18 protein-coding genes are annotated in these 21,014 nt (G+C 47.3%); all 18 read right to left on the bottom strand.

The window, feature by feature from the left end:
- Positions 1-4 precede the first annotated feature (4 nt).
- Positions 5-829, bottom strand: coding sequence for a 50S ribosomal protein L2 (gene rplB / locus CBX96_RS20750; RefSeq protein ID WP_011621028.1), 825 nt, complete (start codon positions 827-829; stop codon positions 5-7).
- 16 nt (positions 830-845) lie between these two features.
- Positions 846-1,148 carry a 50S ribosomal protein L23 gene (gene rplW, locus CBX96_RS20745; protein ID WP_039977607.1) on the bottom strand — a complete coding sequence of 101 codons (303 nt, stop codon included), beginning with the start codon at positions 1,146-1,148 and terminating at the stop codon, positions 846-848.
- Positions 1,148-1,753, bottom strand: a complete 606-nt coding sequence (rplD, locus tag CBX96_RS20740) for a 50S ribosomal protein L4 (protein ID WP_011070618.1) — start codon at positions 1,751-1,753, stop codon at positions 1,148-1,150. The genes rplW and rplD overlap by 1 nt, the downstream gene beginning before the upstream one ends.
- A gap of 17 nt (positions 1,754-1,770) precedes the next feature.
- The gene (gene rplC, locus CBX96_RS20735; protein WP_011070617.1) at positions 1,771-2,409 is read right to left on the bottom strand and encodes a 50S ribosomal protein L3; all 639 of its coding nucleotides are present in this window, start codon (positions 2,407-2,409) and stop codon (positions 1,771-1,773) included.
- 27 nt (positions 2,410-2,436) lie between these two features.
- Positions 2,437-2,748, bottom strand: coding sequence for a 30S ribosomal protein S10 (gene rpsJ / locus CBX96_RS20730; protein WP_011070616.1), 312 nt, complete (start codon positions 2,746-2,748; stop codon positions 2,437-2,439).
- 337 nt (positions 2,749-3,085) lie between these two features.
- Complete coding sequence (gene tuf, locus CBX96_RS20725; RefSeq protein WP_011715454.1) at positions 3,086-4,270, bottom strand: elongation factor Tu; 1,185 nt, start codon at positions 4,268-4,270, stop codon at positions 3,086-3,088.
- Between the two features lie 71 nt (positions 4,271-4,341).
- Positions 4,342-6,438: an elongation factor G gene (fusA, locus tag CBX96_RS20720; RefSeq protein ID WP_089066697.1), complete on the bottom strand. Its 2,097-nt coding sequence runs from the start codon at positions 6,436-6,438 to the stop codon at positions 4,342-4,344.
- A gap of 78 nt (positions 6,439-6,516) precedes the next feature.
- On the bottom strand, positions 6,517-6,987 hold the full coding sequence (rpsG, locus tag CBX96_RS20715; protein WP_011070613.1) for a 30S ribosomal protein S7: 471 nt from the start codon (positions 6,985-6,987) through the stop codon (positions 6,517-6,519).
- Between the two features lie 82 nt (positions 6,988-7,069).
- The gene (gene rpsL / locus CBX96_RS20710; protein WP_011494631.1) at positions 7,070-7,444 is read right to left on the bottom strand and encodes a 30S ribosomal protein S12; all 375 of its coding nucleotides are present in this window, start codon (positions 7,442-7,444) and stop codon (positions 7,070-7,072) included.
- Positions 7,445-7,623: 179 nt separating this feature from the next.
- A complete protein-coding gene (gene rpoC / locus CBX96_RS20705) occupies positions 7,624-11,841 on the bottom strand; it encodes a DNA-directed RNA polymerase subunit beta' (protein WP_109287940.1) in 4,218 nt (1,405 codons plus the stop codon).
- 83 nt (positions 11,842-11,924) lie between these two features.
- Positions 11,925-15,962 carry a DNA-directed RNA polymerase subunit beta gene (gene rpoB / locus CBX96_RS20700; RefSeq protein WP_089066695.1) on the bottom strand — a complete coding sequence of 1,346 codons (4,038 nt, stop codon included), beginning with the start codon at positions 15,960-15,962 and terminating at the stop codon, positions 11,925-11,927.
- 242 nt (positions 15,963-16,204) lie between these two features.
- Positions 16,205-16,576, bottom strand: coding sequence for a 50S ribosomal protein L7/L12 (gene rplL / locus CBX96_RS20695; protein WP_011624800.1), 372 nt, complete (start codon positions 16,574-16,576; stop codon positions 16,205-16,207).
- Positions 16,577-16,630: 54 nt separating this feature from the next.
- A complete protein-coding gene (rplJ, locus tag CBX96_RS20690; protein WP_011070609.1) occupies positions 16,631-17,131 on the bottom strand; it encodes a 50S ribosomal protein L10 in 501 nt (166 codons plus the stop codon).
- 265 nt (positions 17,132-17,396) lie between these two features.
- Positions 17,397-18,098: a 50S ribosomal protein L1 gene (gene rplA, locus CBX96_RS20685; protein ID WP_109287939.1), complete on the bottom strand. Its 702-nt coding sequence runs from the start codon at positions 18,096-18,098 to the stop codon at positions 17,397-17,399.
- A 4-nt stretch (positions 18,099-18,102) separates the two neighbouring features.
- Entirely contained in the window at positions 18,103-18,531 is a 429-nt protein-coding gene (gene rplK / locus CBX96_RS20680; RefSeq protein WP_011621019.1) for a 50S ribosomal protein L11, read from the bottom strand.
- Positions 18,532-18,659: 128 nt separating this feature from the next.
- The gene (nusG, locus tag CBX96_RS20675; protein WP_109287938.1) at positions 18,660-19,211 is read right to left on the bottom strand and encodes a transcription termination/antitermination protein NusG; all 552 of its coding nucleotides are present in this window, start codon (positions 19,209-19,211) and stop codon (positions 18,660-18,662) included.
- Between the two features lie 9 nt (positions 19,212-19,220).
- Positions 19,221-19,592: a preprotein translocase subunit SecE gene (secE, locus tag CBX96_RS20670; RefSeq protein WP_011621018.1), complete on the bottom strand. Its 372-nt coding sequence runs from the start codon at positions 19,590-19,592 to the stop codon at positions 19,221-19,223.
- 276 nt (positions 19,593-19,868) lie between these two features.
- Positions 19,869-21,014, bottom strand: a 1,146-nt coding sequence (tuf, locus tag CBX96_RS20665) for an elongation factor Tu (RefSeq protein WP_109287937.1), incomplete at its 5' end; no start/stop codon positions are given.

Genomic DNA, 21,014 nt, shown 5'->3' with positions numbered 1-21,014 from the left:
CTTACTATTTATTACGACGACGTACGATGTACTTGTCAGTGCGCTTGTTACTACGAGTCTTATAACCCTTAGTTGGCACACCCCATGGAGTCACTGGGTGACGACCACCAGAAGTACGGCCTTCACCACCACCGTGTGGGTGGTCTACTGGGTTCATTGCAACACCGCGAACTGTTGGGCGAACGCCTCTCCAGCGCTTAGCACCTGCTTTACCTAACTGGCGTAGCATGTGTTCGGCATTACCAACTTCACCAAATGTTGCGCGGCAATCAACTGGCACTTTGCGCATTTCGCCAGAGCGAAGACGTAAAGTGGCATATGCGCCATCACGAGCAACAACTTGTACATAAGCACCCGCTGAACGCGCGATCTGAGCACCTTTACCAGGCTTCATTTCTACAGCGTGCACAACAGAACCTACTGGAATGTTGCGCAGTGGCATTGCGTTACCGGTTTTGATTTCGGCTTCAACACCAGACTGGATCTTGTCGCCAGCTTGCATGCCTTTAGCAGCAAGGATGTAACGACGCTCACCATCCGCATACAGTACTAGAGCGATGTGCGCAGTACGGTTTGGATCGTATTCCAGACGCTCGATTTTTGCAGGGATACCGTCTTTATCGCGTTTGAAGTCGATTAAACGGTAATGCTGCTTGTGACCGCCACCAACGTGACGAACAGTGATACGGCCAGTGTTGTTACGGCCACCACTTTTAGATTTTTTCGCCAACAGGCCAGCAAAAGGTTTACCCTTGTGCAGGTCAGAGTTCACCACTTTAACAACGTGGCGACGACCTGGAGAGGTTGGCTTACACTTAATAACTGCCATGATAATTCTCCTTTGCTTACTCAGCGCCGCCGACGAAATCGATGTCAGCACCAGCAGCTAAAGTCACGTAGGCTTTTTTCCAATCGCTACGACGGCCAGCACGGCCACCAGTACGTTTAGTTTTGCCTTTGCTCACTAAAGTGCGAACTGATTCGACTTCAACTTCAAATAGCTTAGCAACAGCAGCTTTGATTTCAGCTTTAGTTGCATCGATAGCTACGCGGAAAACAACAGTGTTGTGCTTCTCAGCATTCACAGTGCTCTTTTCAGAGATGTGAGGTGCAAGAATTACTTTTAGCAAACGTTCTTCGCGGATCATCATGCTAGCATCTCCTCGATTTGCTTAACTGCATCAGCAGTCACAAGCACTGTGTTGAACGCGATCAGACTTACTGGGTCTAGACCTGCAACGTCACGAACGTCAACCTTGTACAGGTTGCGAGCTGCTAAGAATAAATTCTCGTCAACTTCTGAAGTCACAATTAACACGTCTTCTAAGTTCATTGCTTTCAGTTTAGCTTTCAGCTCTTTAGTTTTAGGAGCTTCAACGCTGAATGATTCAACAACAACCAGACGGTCTTGACGTACCAGCTCAGACAGAATGCTTTTCAGCGCGCCGCGGTACATCTTCTTGTTAACTTTTTGGCTGTGATCTTGAGTTTTAGCAGCGAAAGTTACGCCACCGCCACGCCAGATTGGGCCCTTAACACCACCCGCACGAGCGCGGCCAGTGCCTTTTTGGCGCCATGGCTTTTTGCCAGAGCCAGTTACTTCCGCACGAGTCTTTTGAGCACGAGTGCCCTGACGTGCGTTTGCAGCGTATGCTACAACTACCTGATGAACCAGTGCCTCGTTAAAGTCACGGCCGAAGGTAGTTTCGGAAACTTCAAGAGCGCTTTGCGCGTCTTTCAATACCAATTCCATTACTATCTCCTCAGACCTTAAGCTTTAACTGCAGGCTTGATGATCAGGTCGCCGTTAGTTGCGCCCGGAACAGCACCTTTAACCAGTAGCAGGTTACGTTCAACATCTACACGTACAACGTCTAGATTTTGAGTAGTAACACGCTCGGCACCCATGTGGCCTGACATTTTCTTGCCTTTAAATACGCGACCAGGCGTTTGGTTCTGACCGATAGAACCGTTCGAACGGTGCGACAAAGAGTTACCGTGAGTCATATCTTGAGTACGGAAGTTCCAACGCTTAACGCCGCCTTGGAAGCCTTTACCTTTAGATTGACCAGTAACGTCAACTTTCGCTACATCAGCGAAGATACCTACATTTAGCTCAGCACCAACTTCAATGCCTTCGCCTTCACCGTCTGCCAGACGCAATTCCCACAGTCCACGACCGGCTTCAACACCGCTCTTGGCAAAGTGACCTGCTTCTGGTTTAGTGATGCGATTGGCTTTTTTGGTACCAGTAGTAACTTGAAGCGCGCGGTAGCCGTCAGTTTCTAAAGTTTTCACTTGAGTAACACGGTTGCCAGCAACTTCAATTACTGTAACAGGTATAGAAACACCATCTTCAGTGAAGATGCGAGTCATACCAACTTTACGACCAATAAGACCGATAGCCATCTCTCAAACCTCTTCTAAGGATCTCAATTAACCCAAGCTAATCTGTACGTCGACACCAGCCGCAAGATCTAAACGCATTAGAGCGTCTACAGTCTTTTCAGTTGGCTCTACGATGTCAACCAGGCGCTTGTGAGTACGTAATTCGTACTGGTCACGAGCATCTTTATTAACGTGCGGAGAGATCAAAACGGTATAACGCTCTTTGCGCGTAGGTAGTGGAATTGGACCACGTACTTGGGCGCCTGTACGCTTAGCAGTTTCAACGATTTCCGCTGTAGACTGATCAATTAAGCGATGATCAAATCCTTTTAAGCGGATACGGATTCTTTGGTTCTGCATTGACCAGAGCTCCTAAAATGGACACATAAAAAATCACCCTCTAGCTTCTTCCTAACTGGAAAAGCAGAGCGAGATGATTTAACCGTTCGACTCCCAATCGGAGCCGCTATGATAATGACGAGTTCATTGAATCATCATTTAATTCGCTAACCTAGGTTAACGAGGGGGCCATTATACTTATCTAAAATTAGATTTCAAGCCCGCTGTGTAAATAGTCATCAAAAAGACTATTCAACTTCAGAGTGGCGGGTATTCTACACAAATTTCAGAATAACGCCAGCCCAAAATAAAAAAGGAAGCCGAAGCTTCCTTTTTCAGTACTATAACTAATTCGCGATTAAGCGAAAATCTTAGCTACAACACCAGCACCTACTGTACGGCCACCTTCACGGATTGCGAAGCGTAAACCTTCGTCCATCGCGATTGGGCAGATCAGAGTCACTTTCATCTTGATGTTGTCGCCTGGCATTACCATCTCTACGCCTTCTGGCAGTTCGATGGTACCAGTCACGTCAGTTGTACGGAAGTAGAACTGTGGACGGTAGCCTTTGAAGAATGGAGTGTGACGACCACCTTCTTCTTTTGACAGAACGTATACTTCTGATTCAAAAGTAGTGTGTGGGTTGATTGAACCTGGCTTAGATAATACTTGACCACGTTCTACGTCATCACGCTTAGTACCACGTAACAGGATACCACAGTTCTCACCTGCACGACCTTCGTCAAGCAGCTTACGGAACATTTCAACACCAGTACAGGTTGTCTTAGTGGTTGCACGGATACCAACGATTTCTACTTCGTCACCAACACGTACGATACCACGCTCAACACGACCAGTTACTACTGTACCACGGCCAGAGATTGAGAATACGTCTTCGATTGGCATCAGGAATGGCTTATCGATATCACGCTCTGGTTCTGGAATGTATGAATCCAGTGCCGCTGCTAATTCGATGATCTTAGCTTCCCACTCTGGCTCGCCTTCTAGCGCTTTCAGAGCTGAACCTTGGATAACTGGTAAGTCATCACCTGGGAAGTCGTATTCTGATAACAGTTCCCGTACTTCCATTTCTACTAATTCTAACAGTTCAGCATCGTCAACCATGTCACACTTGTTCATGAATACGATGATGAATGGTACGCCTACTTGGCGAGACAGCAGGATGTGCTCACGAGTTTGTGGCATTGGACCGTCAGTAGAAGCTACTACCAGGATCGCGCCGTCCATCTGTGCAGCACCAGTGATCATGTTTTTAACATAGTCAGCGTGGCCTGGGCAGTCTACGTGTGCGTAGTGGCGAGTTGGAGTATCGTATTCGATGTGAGAGGTATTGATGGTAATACCGCGCTCACGCTCTTCTGGAGCGTTATCGATTTGAGAGAAGTCTTTAGCTTCGCCACCGTAGGTCTTAGCCAGTACGTGAGAGATAGCTGCAGTCAGAGTGGTTTTACCATGGTCAACGTGACCGATGGTGCCCACGTTTACGTGAGGCTTATTACGTTCAAATTTAGCTTTTGCCACGATATATTCCTTTCTTTTCAGAATAATCCTGTATCAACAGGACCATATTACATTTATGTCGTAACTTAAAATTAGCTACGAGATTCAATAATCGCTTTCGCAATGTTTTGCGGTGCATCAGTGTACTTCAAGAACTCCATGGAGTAGGAAGCACGACCCTGAGTCGCAGAACGCAAATCAGTTGCATAACCAAACATTTCAGAAAGAGGCACTACAGCATGGACTATTTTGATGCCACCAAAGCCATCATCCATACCTTCAATCAAACCACGACGACGGTTTAAGTCACCAACCACATCGCCCATGTAGTTCTCAGGAGTAGTTACTTCTACTTTCATGCAAGGCTCGAGCAACACAGGATTCGCTTCGAGCGCACCCTTTTTGAAGCCCATAGAACCCGCAATTTTGAACGCCATTTCATTCGAGTCCACATCGTGATATGAACCGTCGAACAGAGTGACCTTCACGTCCAACACAGGGAAGCCGGCGAGAACACCGTTCTTCATCTGCTCTTGGATACCTTTATCAACCGCTGGAATGAATTCACGTGGAACTACACCCCCAACGATCGCGTTGATAAATTCGTAACCAGCGCCTTCTTCATTAGGCTCTAGTTTTAACCAAACATGACCGAATTGTCCACGGCCACCTGATTGGCGTACAAATTTACCTTCAGCCTCGACTGATGCGCGAATGGTTTCGCGGTAGGCCACTTGTGGCTTACCAACGTTACACTCAACACCAAATTCGCGACGCATACGGTCAACGATAATGTCTAAGTGTAACTCACCCATTCCAGAAATCAGTGTTTGTGATGATTCTTCGTCAGTCTCAACCCGGAAGGATGGATCTTCCGCTGCGAGTTTTTGCAGCGCGATACCCATTTTATCTTGGTCTGCTTTAGACTTAGGCTCAACGGCAATGGTAATTACTGGCTCAGGGAACTCCATGCGTTCCAAGATCACCTTATGATCAGGATCACAAAGTGTATCACCCGTGGTAACTTCTTTCAGACCGATAGCCGCAGCGATATCACCTGCACGAACTTCTTTCAGTTCTGTACGATCGTTAGCGTGCATTTGCACGATACGGCCGATACGTTCACGCTTCTGTTTAACAGAGTTATAAACGCCAGAACCTGATTCGAGTACGCCAGAGTACACGCGAATAAAGGTCAAAGTACCCACGAACGGGTCTGTAGCAATCTTAAATGCCAACGCCGCAAAAGGGGCATTGTCATCTGATGGGCGCTCAACTTCTTGCTCATTGTCATCAATGCCCTTAATTGGAGGCACATCGACGGGGGCTGGCAAGAATTCCACAACCGCATCAAGAACCGCTTGAACGCCTTTGTTCTTAAATGCAGAACCACAGGTCGCTAAAACGATTTCATTATTAATAGTACGCTGACGCAGTGCCTTCTTGATCTCGTCTTCTGACAGAGTGCCTTCTTCAAGGTACTTGTCCATCAGTTCATCCGAGGCCTCGGCTGCTGCCTCAACCAGATACTCATGCATTTCAGCCGCTTTCGCCGCCAACTCTGCAGGGATCTCTTCATAAGTGAAAGTCATACCCTGGTCCGCTTCGTTCCAGTTAATGGCTTTCATCTTGATTAAGTCGATCACGCCAGTGAAGTTTTCTTCTGCGCCGATATTCAATTGAATAGGCACACAAGTCGCTCCCAGGCGAGTTCTGATTTGCTTCACTACACGTTCAAAGTCCGCACCTGCGCGGTCCATCTTGTTAACAAACACTAAGCGTGGAACGCGGTATTTGTCAGCTTGACGCCAAACGGTTTCTGATTGAGGTTCAACACCTGAAGAACCACAGAAAACCACTACAGCGCCGTCGAGAACGCGCAAAGAACGTTCAACTTCAATAGTGAAGTCAACGTGACCAGGGGTATCGATGATATTGATGCGGTGTTCAGTGAATTGAGCATCCATACCACGCCAGAATGTGGTTACAGCGGCCGAGGTGATAGTAATACCACGCTCTTGCTCTTGTACCATCCAGTCAGTGGTCGCGGCGCCGTCATGCACCTCACCGATTTTATGAGACAAACCGGTATAGAACAGAACACGTTCTGTTGTGGTGGTTTTACCTGCATCCACATGAGCACAAATACCGATATTACGATAACGCTCAATTGGGGTTGTACGAGCCACTATTATACCCTCTCCACCAAGACTAATGCCTTGGCAATATCAACAACAATGGTGTGGGCCTAAGCCCACACCATCAGATTACCAACGGTAATGAGCAAAGGCCTTGTTAGCTTCAGCCATGCGGTGCACGTCTTCACGCTTCTTAACAGCAGTACCTTTGTTTTCAGACGCATCTAGCATTTCACCTGCTAGACGTAAAGCCATAGATTTTTCACCACGCTTACGAGCAGCTTCAACTAACCAGCGCATCGCCAGTGCGTTACGACGCACAGGACGAACTTCACATGGTACCTGGTAAGTAGAACCACCAACGCGACGAGATTTAACCTCGACTGATGGGCGAACGTTGTCCAGGGCTGCTTCAAGGATGTCTAAATGGTTAGCGCCTTTCTTTTCAGCGATAACATCTAGCGCCTTGTAAATGATTTTTTCTGCAGTCGACTTTTTGCCGTCTTGCATAATGACGTTGATGAACTTAGCCAGCAACTCACTGTGAAACTTTGGATCTGGTAGGATTTTACGTTGTCCTACAACGCGACGTCTTGGCATAACAATTCTCCGTATGCTTCAGGGATTTCCAAAACTGGAATTCTCAAAATAAAACTAGCTTGGCCTTACTTAACGGATTGCGTTAAGACTTAGGACGCTTAGCACCGTACTTAGAACGACCTTGGCGACGAGTGTTCACGCCAGCACAGTCTAGGGCGCCACGAACAGTGTGATAGCGCACACCTGGTAAGTCTTTAACACGACCACCACGGATTAAGATCACGCTGTGTTCCTGCAGGTTGTGGCCTTCACCGCCGATGTACGAAGTAACTTCGAAACCGTTAGTTAAGCGCACACGAGCTACTTTACGTAGTGCAGAGTTAGGTTTTTTAGGGGTAGTAGTGTACACACGTGTACATACACCACGTTTTTGTGGGCACGCGTTCAACGCAGGCACGTTAGTCTTTTCGACTTTAGGTGCGCGTGGCTTACGTACCAACTGGTTTACAGTTGCCATGTATAGCTCCGAAACAGTTGAATCAAACTCAACGATAAGGTGTGAAAAATCTATATCCCACAATGGTGGGACGCGGAATTTTAGAAAGGTAATGCCTGACTGTCAAGAAATAGCCAACTTTTGCGGCATTTTACAATAAAAAAGGCGCCATAGGCGCCTTTTTGTTACAAACTGATTACTTAATCTTGGCTACCTGCCAGGTTTAAGAGGTCTGCAAGGTTTTGTTCCGCTTCACTTGCAGTGATCTTATTCACTACAACTGGCTCGTCTTTCTTAGCACGGGCATCGTTACGGGTCTTGTGATAAGCATAACCAGTACCGGCTGGGATCAGACGGCCAACGATTACGTTTTCTTTCAGACCACGTAAGTTATCAGACTTACCACCTACGGCAGCTTCTGTCAGTACGCGAGTTGTTTCTTGGAACGATGCTGCAGAGATAAACGATTCTGTTGCCAGAGACGCTTTGGTAATACCCAGCAGTTCACGTTCGAAGGTCGCAGGCACTTTACCTTGTTCGATCAGGTCGCGGTTAGCGATCTTCACGCGAGACACTTCTACTTGTTCGCCTTCTAAGAACTCACTGTCACCCGCAGAGGTGATCACGCACTTACGCAGCATTTGACGGATGATCACTTCGATATGTTTATCGTTGATCTTCACGCCTTGTAGACGGTATACGTCTTGTACTTCATTCACAATGTAGTTTGCTACGTTGTGGATGCCACGTAGACGCAGAATGTCGTGCGCCGCTTCTGGACCGTCAGCAATAACTTCACCACGTTCGACTTTTTCACCTTCGAACACGTTTAAGTTACGCCATTTCGGGATCATCTCTTCGTACTGTTCACCGCCATCCGCTGGTGTGATCACCAGACGACGCTTGCCTTTGGTCTCTTTACCAAACGAGATGGTACCAGAGATTTCCGCCAGAATTGCAGGCTCTTTTGGCTTACGAGCTTCGAACAGGTCAGCAACGCGTGGTAGACCACCCGTGATGTCGCGTGTTTTAGACGATTCTTGTGGAATACGTGCTAACGCGTCACCCACGGCGATTTGCGCGTTGTCGTCAAGGTTAACGATCGCACTGCCTGGTAAGAAGTATTGTGCTGGTACTTCAGTACCTGGGATCATCAGGTCGCTACCGTCGGCACCAACCAGACGGATCATTGGGCGCATTTCTTTACCCGCAGAACCACGTTGACCCACGTCGAGGATCACGATTGATGACAGACCTGTCAGTTCGTCTGTTTGACGAGTCATGGTCACGCCGTCGATCATATCAACGAACTTAATACTACCCGCCACTTCAGTGATGATTGGGTGAGTATGTGGATCCCAGTTAGCGATGATATCGCCCGCTTCAACTGATGCTTCTTCTAACTTCTCGAGCACAGTACCGTAAGGCACTTTATAACGCTCTTTCTCACGACCTAATTCGTCGATGATCGCCAGTTCAGAAGAACGAGAAACGATAACCAGCTTGCCGTCAGTGTTAGTCACGTACTTAGCGTTGTGCAGTTTCAACGAACCAGAGTTCTTCACTTGAACGTTGTTTTCTGCAGACGCTCTCGATGCCGCACCACCGATGTGGAACGTACGCATCGTTAACTGTGTACCTGGTTCACCGATTGATTGTGCCGCGACAACACCGATGGCTTCGCCGTGGTTAATCAGGTGACCACGGGCTAAGTCACGGCCATAACATGCCGCACACACACCGAAGTCGGTATCACAGGTAATTACTGAACGTACAATCACTTCGTCGATTGAGTGTTCTTCTAACTTGTCACACCATGCTTCGTCGAGCAGAGTGTTACGTGGTGCAAGCACATCTTCAGTACCTGGGTACAGAACATCAACAGCAACCACACGACCCAGTACGCGTTCACGCAATGGCTCAACAACGTCACCACCTTCGATCAGCGGCTTCATTGTCAGACCTTCGTGAGTACCACAATCGTCTTCGATGACCACTAAGTCTTGAGCAACGTCAACCAGACGACGAGTCAGGTAACCCGAGTTCGCTGTCTTCAATGCGGTATCGGCTAGACCTTTACGCGCACCGTGGGTTGAGATGAAGTACTGAAGAACGTTCAGACCTTCACGGAAGTTCGCAACGATTGGGGTTTCGATGATCGAACCGTCTGGTTTCGCCATCAGACCACGCATACCCGCTAACTGACGGATCTGTGCGGCACTACCACGAGCGCCCGAGTCGGCCATCATGTAAATGCTGTTGAACGAAGCTTGTTTCTCTTCAACGCCATCACGGTTAATCACTGTCTCAGTTGACAGGTTTTCCATCATCGCTTTAGAAACTTTTTCGTTCGCACTTGCCCAGATGTCGATTACTTTGTTGTAACGCTCACCCGCGGTCACCAGACCTGATTGGAACTGCTCTTGAATTTCGAGCACTTCTGCTTCAGCGTCAGCAACTAAGGTGTACTTCTCAGCTGGGATCACCATGTCGTCGATACCGACAGATGCACCAGAGATAGTGGCGTAACGGAAACCTGTGTACATCAGTTGGTCAGCGAAGATAACGGTATCTTTCAGACCTAATTGACGGTAACAAGTGTTCAATAGTTTAGAAATCTGCTTTTTGCCCATGTTCTGGTTAACCAGATCAAATGACAAACCTGCTGGCAGAATTTGTGACAGCAGAGCACGACCAACAGTAGTATCTACGATACGACGTTGTTCAGTACGCTCACCATTGTCACCGATAACGGTTTCAGTGATACGCACTTTCACGCGTGCATGCAGTTCAGCAGCGCCAGTTGCGTAAGCTTTTTCAACTTCAGCAACAGACATAAAGTACATACCTTCACCACGGCCGTTGATACGCTCACGGCTGGTGTAGTACAGACCTAATACCACGTCTTGAGACGGCGTGATTACAGGCTCGCCGTTCGCAGGTGACAGGATGTTGTTGGTAGACATCATCAGGGCACGAGCTTCAAGCTGCGCTTCCAGTGTTAACGGTACGTGTACCGCCATTTGGTCACCGTCGAAGTCGGCGTTGTATGCCGCACAAACGAGTGGGTGTAACTGGATTGCTTTACCTTCAATCAGTACAGGTTCGAACGCTTGGATACCCAGTCTATGCAGTGTTGGTGCACGGTTAAGCATCACTGGGTGTTCGCGGATCACTTCATCCAGAACGTCCCAAACTTCCGCCACTTCACGCTCTACCATCTTCTTAGCCGCTTTGATGGTTGTCGCTAAGCCACGACCTTCCAGCTTGCCATAGATGAATGGCTTGAACAGTTCCAGTGCCATCTTCTTAGGAAGACCACATTGGTGCAGACGTAAAGTAGGACCTACGGTAATTACCGAACGACCAGAGTAGTCAACACGCTTACCTAACAAGTTCTGACGGAAACGACCTTGTTTACCTTTGATCATATCGGCCAAAGATTTCAGAGGACGTTTGTTAGAACCGGTAATAGCACGACCACGACGACCGTTATCTAATAGCGCATCAACAGACTCTTGTAACATACGCTTTTCGTTGCGTACGATGATGTCCGGCGCAGCTAAATCTAACAGACGCTTCAAACGGTTGTTACGGTTGATCACGCGGCGGTACAGATCGTTCAGATCTGAAGTTGCGAAGCGGCCGCCATCGAGCGGTACCAGCGGACGTAAGTCAGGTGGTAACACAGGCAGTACTTTTAAGATCATCCACTCTGGCTTGTTGCCAGACGTGTGGAACGCTTCCATCAACTTAAGACGCTTGGTCACTTTCTTGCGACGAGTCTCAGAGTTGATTGATGGCAGCTCTTCACGCATTTGTTCGATTTCTTTTTCGAGATCGATTGCGCGCAGCAGTTCTAATACCGCTTCAGCACCCATCTTAGCTTCGAATTCGTCACCGTACTCTTCTAATGCGTCCAGATAGTTTTCTTCTGTCAGCATTTGGCCACGTTCAAGGCTGGTCATGCCAGGCTCGATCACGACGAAAGATTCAAAGTACAGTACGCGCTCGATATCACGTAGCGTCATGTCCAGCATTAAACCGATACGGGACGGCAGTGATTTCAAGAACCAAATGTGGGCAACTGGGCTAGCCAGTTCAATGTGACCCATACGCTCACGACGTACTTTAGTCTGGGTAACTTCTACGCCACACTTTTCACAGATCACACCACGGTGCTTCAAACGCTTGTACTTACCGCACAAACATTCGTAATCTTTGACTGGGCCAAAGATACGCGCACAGAACAGACCTTCACGCTCAGGCTTGAAGGTACGGTAGTTAATGGTTTCTGGCTTCTTAACTTCACCAAAAGACCAAGAACGGATCAGATCAGGCGATGCCAGACCAATTTTGATGCCGTTAAATTCTTCAGTCTTGCTTTGCTGTTTCAGAAACTTTAATAAGTCTTTCACGTTTCTCTCCTGAAGGAGTTAAACCGGGTGCTCCGCTCTCACGGAGCACCATTCTGTTGCCAAACGCGGCTAAATACCTGCGCTTATTCCTGATCCAACTCGATGTTGATACCGAGTGAACGGATCTCCTTCAGTAATACGTTGAAGGACTCTGGCATGCCAGGCTGCATCTGATGGTTACCGTCGACGATGTTCTTATACATCTGAGTACGACCGTTAACGTCATCCGATTTCACGGTGAGCATTTCTTGAAGCGTATAAGCGGCACCGTATGCTTCTAGTGCCCACACTTCCATCTCCCCGAAACGCTGACCACCGAACTGAGCTTTACCGCCCAGTGGTTGTTGAGTCACTAAGCTGTACGAACCGGTAGAACGGGCGTGCATCTTATCGTCAACTAAGTGGTTCAGTTTGAGCATGTACATGTAACCTACAGTTACTGGACGCTCAAATTCGTTACCGGTACGACCATCAAATAATTTCAGCTGACCAGAGGTTGGCAAGCCTGCAAGCTCAAGCATCTGCTTGATCTCTTTCTCTTTAGCACCGTCGAAGGCTGGCGTAGCAACTGGGATACCGCCTTTCAGGTTGTTCGCTAAGCGCAGTAACTCATCGTCAGTGAATGAATCGATGTCAACGCGCTGCTGCACTTCGTCACCTAATTCGTACACTTGCTTGATGTAGCTACGAACTTCTGCAAGTCCCTTCTCGCGCTGATCTTCCAGCATGGCAGCAATCTTGTTACCAATACCTTTAGCAGCAGCACCTAAGTGAACTTCAAGAACCTGACCGATGTTCATACGTGATGGAACGCCTAGCGGGTTCAATACGATGTCCACAGGGTTGCCTTGCTCGTCGTACGGCATGTCTTCAATTGGGTTAATCTTAGAGATAACACCCTTGTTACCGTGACGACCCGCCATCTTGTCACCTGGTTGGATAGTACGTTTAACCGCTAAGTAAACCTTAACGATCTTCAGTACGCCCGGTGCCAAGTCATCACCTTGGGTGATCTTGCGACGTTTGATTTCAAACTTCTTATCGAAGTCTGCTTTCAGCTCTTCATGCTGTTCAGCTAATTGCTCAAGTTCAGTTTGTTTGGTTTCATCGTCAATGACTTGAACCAATACATCTTTACGTGGCAATGCTGCGATTTGTGCTTCAGTGAAACCGGCACTTAATAATAAGTTGCGCGCACGGCTCAATACGCCTTCTTCAAGGATCTTGAACTCTTCGCCTAAGTCTTTACGAGCTTGGGCAATGTGCATTTCTTCGATTTCAATGGCGCGTTTGTCTTTCTCAACGCCGTCACGGGTAAATACCTGAACGTCGATGATGGTACCTTTAACAGAGTTAGGTACACGCAGTGAGCTGTCTTTCACATCAGACGCTTTCTCACCGAAGATGGCGCGCAGTAACTTCTCTTCTGGAGTCAGTTGTGTCTCGCCTTTTGGCGTGACTTTACCTACCAGAATGTCACCACCCTTCACTTCTGCACCGATGTAAACGATACCTGACTCGTCGAGTTTCGACAGAGCAGATTCACCTACGTTTGGAATGTCAGCAGTGATTTCTTCGCTACCCAGCTTGGTATCACGAGCGATACAAGACAGCTCTTGAATGTGGATAGTGGTGAAACGGTCTTCCTGTGCAACACGCTCAGAAATTAAGATCGAGTCTTCGAAGTTGTAACCGTTCCAAGGCATGAACGCGATACGCATGTTCTGGCCAAGGGCTAAGTCACCTAAGTCAGTAGACGGACCGTCTGCTAACACGTCACCACGAACCACTGGCTCACCAACTGAACAACATGGACGTTGGTTGATACAAGTGTTTTGGTTAGAACGGGTGTACTTAGTCAGGTTGTAAATGTCGATACCTGCTTCGCCTGGGCGCAGCTCGTCTTCATTTACTTTAACAACGATACGGCTCGCATCAACGTAATCGATCACACCGCCACGTTTGGCAGCAACAACTACGCCTGAGTCCACAGCTAACGTGCGCTCAATACCAGTACCGACCAGAGGCTTCTCTGATTTCAGTGTTGGTACCGCTTGACGTTGCATGTTCGCACCCATCAATGCACGGTTCGCGTCGTCGTGTTCTAAGAACGGGATCAGAGACGCAGCAACAGAGATGATCTGTTGTGGCGATACGTCCATGTATTGAATGTCAGACGCGCGCATAAAGGTAGATTCACCTTTGTGACGACATGCGATCTGTTCTTCAACCATGCGACCTTGTGAGTCAACTTCGATGTTCGCCTGTGCAATTACATAACGACCTTCTTCAATCGCTGACAAGTATTCCACATCGTCAGTGATCACACCGTCTACCACTTTGCGGTATGGGGTTTCTAAGAAGCCGTAAGAGTTAGTACGGGCAAAGCTGGCTAATGAGTTGATCAGACCAATGTTTGGACCTTCAGGGGTCTCAATTGGACATAAACGACCATAGTGCGTTGGGTGTACGTCGCGGACTTCGAAGCCAGCACGTTCACGGGTCAAACCACCTGGGCCTAGAGCAGAAATACGACGCTTATGCGTTACTTCTGACAGCGGGTTGTTTTGGTCCATGAATTGTGACAGCTGAGAAGAACCGAAGAACTCTTTCACTGCAGCAGAGATTGGCTTAGCGTTGATTAAGTCTTGTGGCATCAGCTCGTTCAGATCGCCTAATGATAGACGTTCACGCACGGCGCGCTCAACACGGACCAGACCAACACGGAATTGGTTTTCAGCCATTTCACCCACAGAACGAATACGACGGTTGCCTAAGTGGTCGATATCGTCCACTTCGTCGAAGCCGTTACGGATGTGAATGATGTTCTTCATTACTGCAACGATGTCTTCTTTAGACAGTACGCCGCTACCTTCGTCATCAGGAATGCTGAGACGACGGTTGAACTTCATACGACCTACTTTAGACAGGTCATAACGTTCTTCGCTGAAGAATAAGTTTTGGAACAGGGCTTCTGCGGCATCTTTGGTTGGTGGCTCACCAGGACGCATCATGCGGTAGATCTCAACTAACGCTTCTAAGCGGTTAGTGGTTGGATCGATACGCAGAGTGTCAGAGATATAAGCACCGTGGTCTAGCTCGTTGATGTACAACGTGCTCAGCTCTTTGATGCCTGCCAGTGATAACTTCGCTAAGTCTTCTAAGCTGATTTCACTGTTAGCAGAAACTAATACTTCACCCGTGTCCGGATCGATGTAATCTTGAGCAGCATATTTGCCCACGATGTACTCAACTGGTACTTCGAGTTCAGTGGTGTTGGTTTTTTCGAGTTGGCGAATATGACGTGCAGTCACGCGACGGCCCGCTTCAACCAAGACGGTACCTTCAGCATCCTTGATGTCGTAGCTGGCGGTTTCGCCACGCAGACGCTCAGGAACTAAGGTCATAACCAGAGTATCTTTCTTGATCTTGAATTCAACACGTTCGAAGAACAGGTCGAGGATCTCTTGAGTAGAGTACTCTAATGCTCGCAGAATGATGGTCGCAGGTAATTTACGGCGACGGTCAATACGTACGAACAGCGCATCTTTAGGATCGAATTCAAAGTCTAACCATGAACCACGGTAAGGAATGATACGTGCGTTATACAGCACCTTACCTGATGAGTGGGTTTTACCACGGTCGTGATCGAAGAATACGCCTGGAGAACGGTGTAATTGAGATACGATTACACGCTCAGTACCGTTGATCACAAAGGTACCATTGTCAGTCATCAATGGGATATCGCCCATGTAGACTTCTTGTTCTTTAATATCTTTTACAGTGCCGGCCGCTGCTTCACGATCATACAACACCATGCGTAACTTAACGCGCAGTGGAGCTGAATATGTAACACCACGGATCTGACACTCTTTCACATCAAAAACAGGCTCGCCAAGCTTATAGCTGACGTATTGCAGTTCTGAATTACCAGAAAAGCTCTTGATGGGAAAAACGCTACGGAAGGCGGCTTCTAAACCGCGCTCACCGGTAGGATCTTGATCGGTGAACTTCTTAAAAGAGTCTAACTGAATAGACAAAAGGTAAGGAATATCCAACACCTGTGGACGCTTACCAAAGTCTTTGCGAATACGCTTCTTTTCAGAATAGGAGTAAACCATGGGTTTCCTCTGCTTGCGAGATGTGACCAAGACTGAACTTATAACAATAGTCATTAAATTCAGCACGTTTGCCCATCACCGTTGATGGCAAGAACCTAACCAGTAATCTCTGCTAGGGACTGCAAAATTTGGCGATAAACGGTGAAAAAAAATCGCCGACGCATATAGCGCAAAAAAGGCCGACGGTTAAAAAACCGCCAGCCTCCACCCAATTGGCTTGGGTGAGTAAGCTACATAATAGCTTACTTGATCTCTACTGTAGCACCAGCTTCAACCAGTTCTTTCTTCAGAGCTTCAGCTTCTTCTTTAGAAACGCCTTCTTTAACTGCTACTGGAGCAGCTTCAGACATTGCTTTAGCTTCTTTCAGGCCTAAACCAGTTGCGCCACGGATTGCTTTAATAACAGCAACTTTGTTGTCGCCGTGAGCAGTTAACATAACAGTGAATTCTGTTTGTTCTTCAGCAGCAGCACCTGCATCAGCAGCACCGCCAGCAACTACTGCAGCAGCAGCAGAAACGCCGAACTTCTCTTCCATAGCTTCGATCAGTTCAACAACTTCCATTACAGACATAGCTGCAAAGGCTTCTAAGATTTGGTCTTTAGTGATAGACATAACAAATGTTTCCTATTGTTCTGAATTCAATTTTATTAAGCAGCCAGCTTAAAATTAAGCGGCTTCTTGTTTTTGATCGCGCAGGGCGGCCAGAGTACGAACGAACTTGCCAGCAGATGCTTCTTTCATAGTCATCATTAACTGAGCTAGTGCTTCTTCGTATGTTGGCAGTTTCGCCAAACGATCAATGTCAGCTGCAGGGATGAAATTCCCTTCAAAGGCTGCGCCTTTAACTTCGAAGTTAGCTTGCTCTTTAGCAAAGTCTTTTAACAGACGAGCTGCAGCACCTGGGTGCTCGTTAGAGAAAGCAATCAAAGTTGGGCCAGTGAACGTTTCTGCTAGGCACTCAAATGCAGTACCTTCAACAGCACGGCGAGCCAGAGTGTTACGTACTACACGTACATAAACACCAGCTTCGCGAGCTTTTTTACGCAGACCGGTCATAGCACCTACAGTTACACCGCGAGAATCAGCGGCTACTGCAGATAGCGCACCTTTGGCAGCTTCGTTGACTTCAGCAACAATCGCTTTTTTGTCTTCGAGTCTTAATGCCATTGGCTTTACTCCTGGATTCCACCTAGGGTATTCCCTAGTACTTACCATACTAAATACTTATGTATTTAGTGACTTACGGTGCAGATTATCCAGTAAAAAAATTTAGCTGGGGCCTGACACCGTCTACGCAGGAAATTAAGTAAACCGTTAAAGTAAACACCTGCGGTCTTGGACGGAAGCCTAATTAATGATGCATTAAGCATCAAAAACAGGCTTCAACCCACAAAGTGCGCGCATTATAGACTAATGCGCTCACCTTGTAAAATTAGTTAGCTGTATCGAGAGTCGCTTGGTCGATAGCTACACCTGCACCCATAGTGGTAGAGATGCTTACTTTTTTCACGTATACACCTTTTGCAACTGCAGGCTTAGCCTTTTTCAGTGCAGAGATTAACGCTTCCAAGTTTTCTTTCAATTGAACTGGTGTGAAATCCACTTTACCGATAGTAGTGTGGATAATACCGTTCTTGTCGTTGCGGTAACGAACTTGACCAGCTTTGGCGTTCTTAACTGCTTCAGCAACGTTTGGCGTTACTGTGCCAGTTTTTGGGTTAGGCATTAAACCACGTGGGCCTAAGATTTGACCTAACATACCAACAACGCGCATTGCATCTGGAGATGCGATAACTACGTCGAAGTTCATTTCACCAGCTTTGATTTGCTCAGCCAGATCATCCATACCAACGAGTTCTGCACCAGCAGCTTTTGCAGCTTCAGCATTTGCACCTTGTGTAAATACTGCAACGCGAACGTCACGACCAGTACCGTGTGGTAATACAGTAGCACCACGAACGTTTTGATCTGATTTACGTGGGTCGATACCCAGGTTAACAGCAACGTCAACACTTTCAACGAACTTAGCAGTCGCTAATTCTTTTAACAGAGCAACAGCGTCGTTGATTTCGTATAACTTAGTACCGTCAACTTTCTCGCGGATTACGCGCATGCGTTTAGTTAGTTTTGCCATTATATTAACCCTCTACAACCAAACCCATTGAACGCGCAGTACCTTCGATTGAGCGAGTCATCGCTTCAACATCAGCACCAGTCATATCGGCCGCTTTCAATTCAGCAATTTCTTGAATCTTAGCACGAGCGATAGTACCTACTTTCTGAGTGTTTGGACGTGGAGAACCTGATTTCAGGCCTGCAGCAGTCTTCAGTAAGTAAGAAGCTGGTGGAGTCTTAGTTTCGAAAGTGAATGAACGGTCACTGTATACAGTGATCACGACTGGAATAGGCATGCCTTTTTCCATTTTTTCTGTACGGGCGTTGAACGCTTTACAGAATTCCATGATGTTCACACCTTTCTGACCCAGAGCTGGACCAACTGGTGGTGAAGGGTTCGCAGAACCTGATTTCACTTGTAGCTTAATATAAGCATCAATCTTTTTTGCCATCTGACATTTCCTCAGTTTGGGTTCAAACGCGCATCAGCGACATGCCGACGTGCTCCCCCGAAAACAACGGGTGCGGATTATATAGAAATCCGCACCCGTTGCCAAACGGATTTTTGTATTTAATTTAATCAGCCTTTTTCGACTTGACTAAAATCGAGCTCAACAGGTGTAGAACGACCAAAGATCATTACCGACACTTTTACACGGCTCTTGTCATAATCCACTTCTTCAACAGTACCGTTAAAGTCAGCAAATGGACCATCACAAACACGCACCACTTCGCCCGGCTCGAAAATAACACGGTGAGTCGGTGAAGCTGTGGTTTCTTGTAAGCGACGCAGAATTGCATCCGCTTCTCTATCTGAAATTGGGGCAGGACGATCAGAAGTTCCGCCAATAAAGCCTAAAACACGCGGGATGCTTTTGACTAAATGCCAGCTGTCATCGTTCATTTCCATCTGGACTAGAACATAACCAGGGAAAAACTTACGCTCACTCTTACGACGCTGGCCTGCACGCATTTCAATGACTTCTTCAGTCGGAACCAATACTTCGCCGAAGTACTCTTCCATGCCGTGCATTTTAATGTATTCAATCAGTGACTTACAAACTCGGCTTTCATAGCCTGAGAATGCCTGCACTACATACCATCTTTTTTTAGCTTCTTTAGCTTCAGTCATTCGAGGTGCCTATACGCCAGTGATGAAATTGACAATGTGCATTAACACTGCATCTAAACCCCATAAAACAAGGGCTAAAATACCTGTTGCAGCAAGGACAATAAAAGTGGTGTTAAGCGCTTCTTGACGTGTTGGCCATACGACCTTGCGCACTTCAATTTGCGACTCACGAGCGAACGCTAAGGCTTTCTTACCCTTTTCTGTTTGCAGGGCAATAAAACCAGCAATAGCGAATGCAACGATAACAGCCAGTGCACGGATCACTGCACTTGTCTCGCTATACATTTGATTGCCAATAACAGCAGCGGCCAGCAATAGGATCGCTAAACCCCACTTCACGATATCCAGAGAGTTAGTCTGGTTTTCAGTATTTGTTGTCATCGGTTATTCCGTTACTCAATACGGCCTGAGCTTGAGCACAATAATTAGGGACATACGACCCAGTTACAATACGCTTTAGATACTCTGCATTCCGAATACCCTTAGAAACGCATGTTGCATAAGCTCAGGGTCAAAAATCGGCCATAGATTGTATTCTTATTCGACTTTGTTAGCAAGGATGCACAGCCGTTGCAACCCACAAAACCTAGTAAATAATCGACTTAAACAAAAAAGGAAGCCGAAGCTTCCTTTTTCAGTACTATAACTAATTCGCGATTAAGCGAAAATCTTAGCTACAACACCAGCACCTACTGTACGGCCGCCTTCACGGATTGCGAAGCGTAAACCTTCGTCCATCGCGATTGGGCAGATCAGAGTCACTTTCATCTTGATGTTGTCGCCTGGCATTACCATCTCTACGCCTTCTGGCAGTTCGATAGTTCCAGTCACGTCAGTTGTACGGAAGTAGAACTGTGGACGGTAGCCTTTGAAGAATGGAGTGTGACGACCACCTTCTTCTTTTGACAGAACGTATACTTCTGATTCAAAAGTAGTGTGTGGGTTGATTGAACCTGGCTTAGATAATACTTGACCACGTTCTACGTCATCACGCTTAGTACCACGTAACAGGATACCACAGTTCTCACCTGCACGACCTTCGTCAAGCAGCTTACGGAACATTTCAACACCAGTACAGGTTGTCTTAGTGGTTGCACGGATACCAACGATTTCTACTTCGTCACCAACACGTACGATACCACGCTCAACACGACCAGTTACTACTGTACCACGGCCAGAGATTGAGAATACGTCTTCGATTGGCATCAGGAATGGCTTATCGATATCACGCTCTGGTTCTGGAATGTATGAATCCAGTGCCGCTGCTAATTCGATGATCTTAGCTTCCCACTCTGGCTCGCCTTCTAGCGCTTTCAGAGCTGAACCTTGGATAACTGGTAAGTCATCACCTGGGAAGTCGTATTCTGATAACAGTTCCCGTACTTCCATTTCTACTAATTCTAACAGTTCAGCATCGTCAACCATGTCACACTTGTTCATGAATACGATGATGAATGGTACGCCTACTTGGCGAGACAGCAGGATGTGCTCACGAGTTTGTGGCATTGGACCGTCAGTAGAAGCTACTACCAGGATCGCGCCGTCCATCTGTGCAGCACCAGTGATCATGTTTTTAACATAGTCAGCGTGGCCTGGGCAGTCTACGTGTGCGTAGTGGCGAGTTGGAGTATCGTATTCGATGTGAGAGGTATTGATGGTAATACCGCGCTCACGCTCTTCTGGAGCGTTATCGATTTGAGAGAAGTCTTTAGCTTCGCCACCGTAGGTCTTAGCCAGTACGTGAGAGATAGCTGCAGTCAGAGTGGTTTTACCATGGTCAACGTGACCGATGGTGCCCACGTT

The sequence above is a fragment of the Shewanella sp. BC20 genome, from assembly GCF_003129585.1.
In the GTDB taxonomy this organism is placed as follows: Bacteria; Pseudomonadota; Gammaproteobacteria; order Enterobacterales; family Shewanellaceae; genus Shewanella; species Shewanella seohaensis.
Note: the sequence above shows the minus strand (reverse complement) of the source record. Positions and strands in the feature narration are given on the sequence as shown.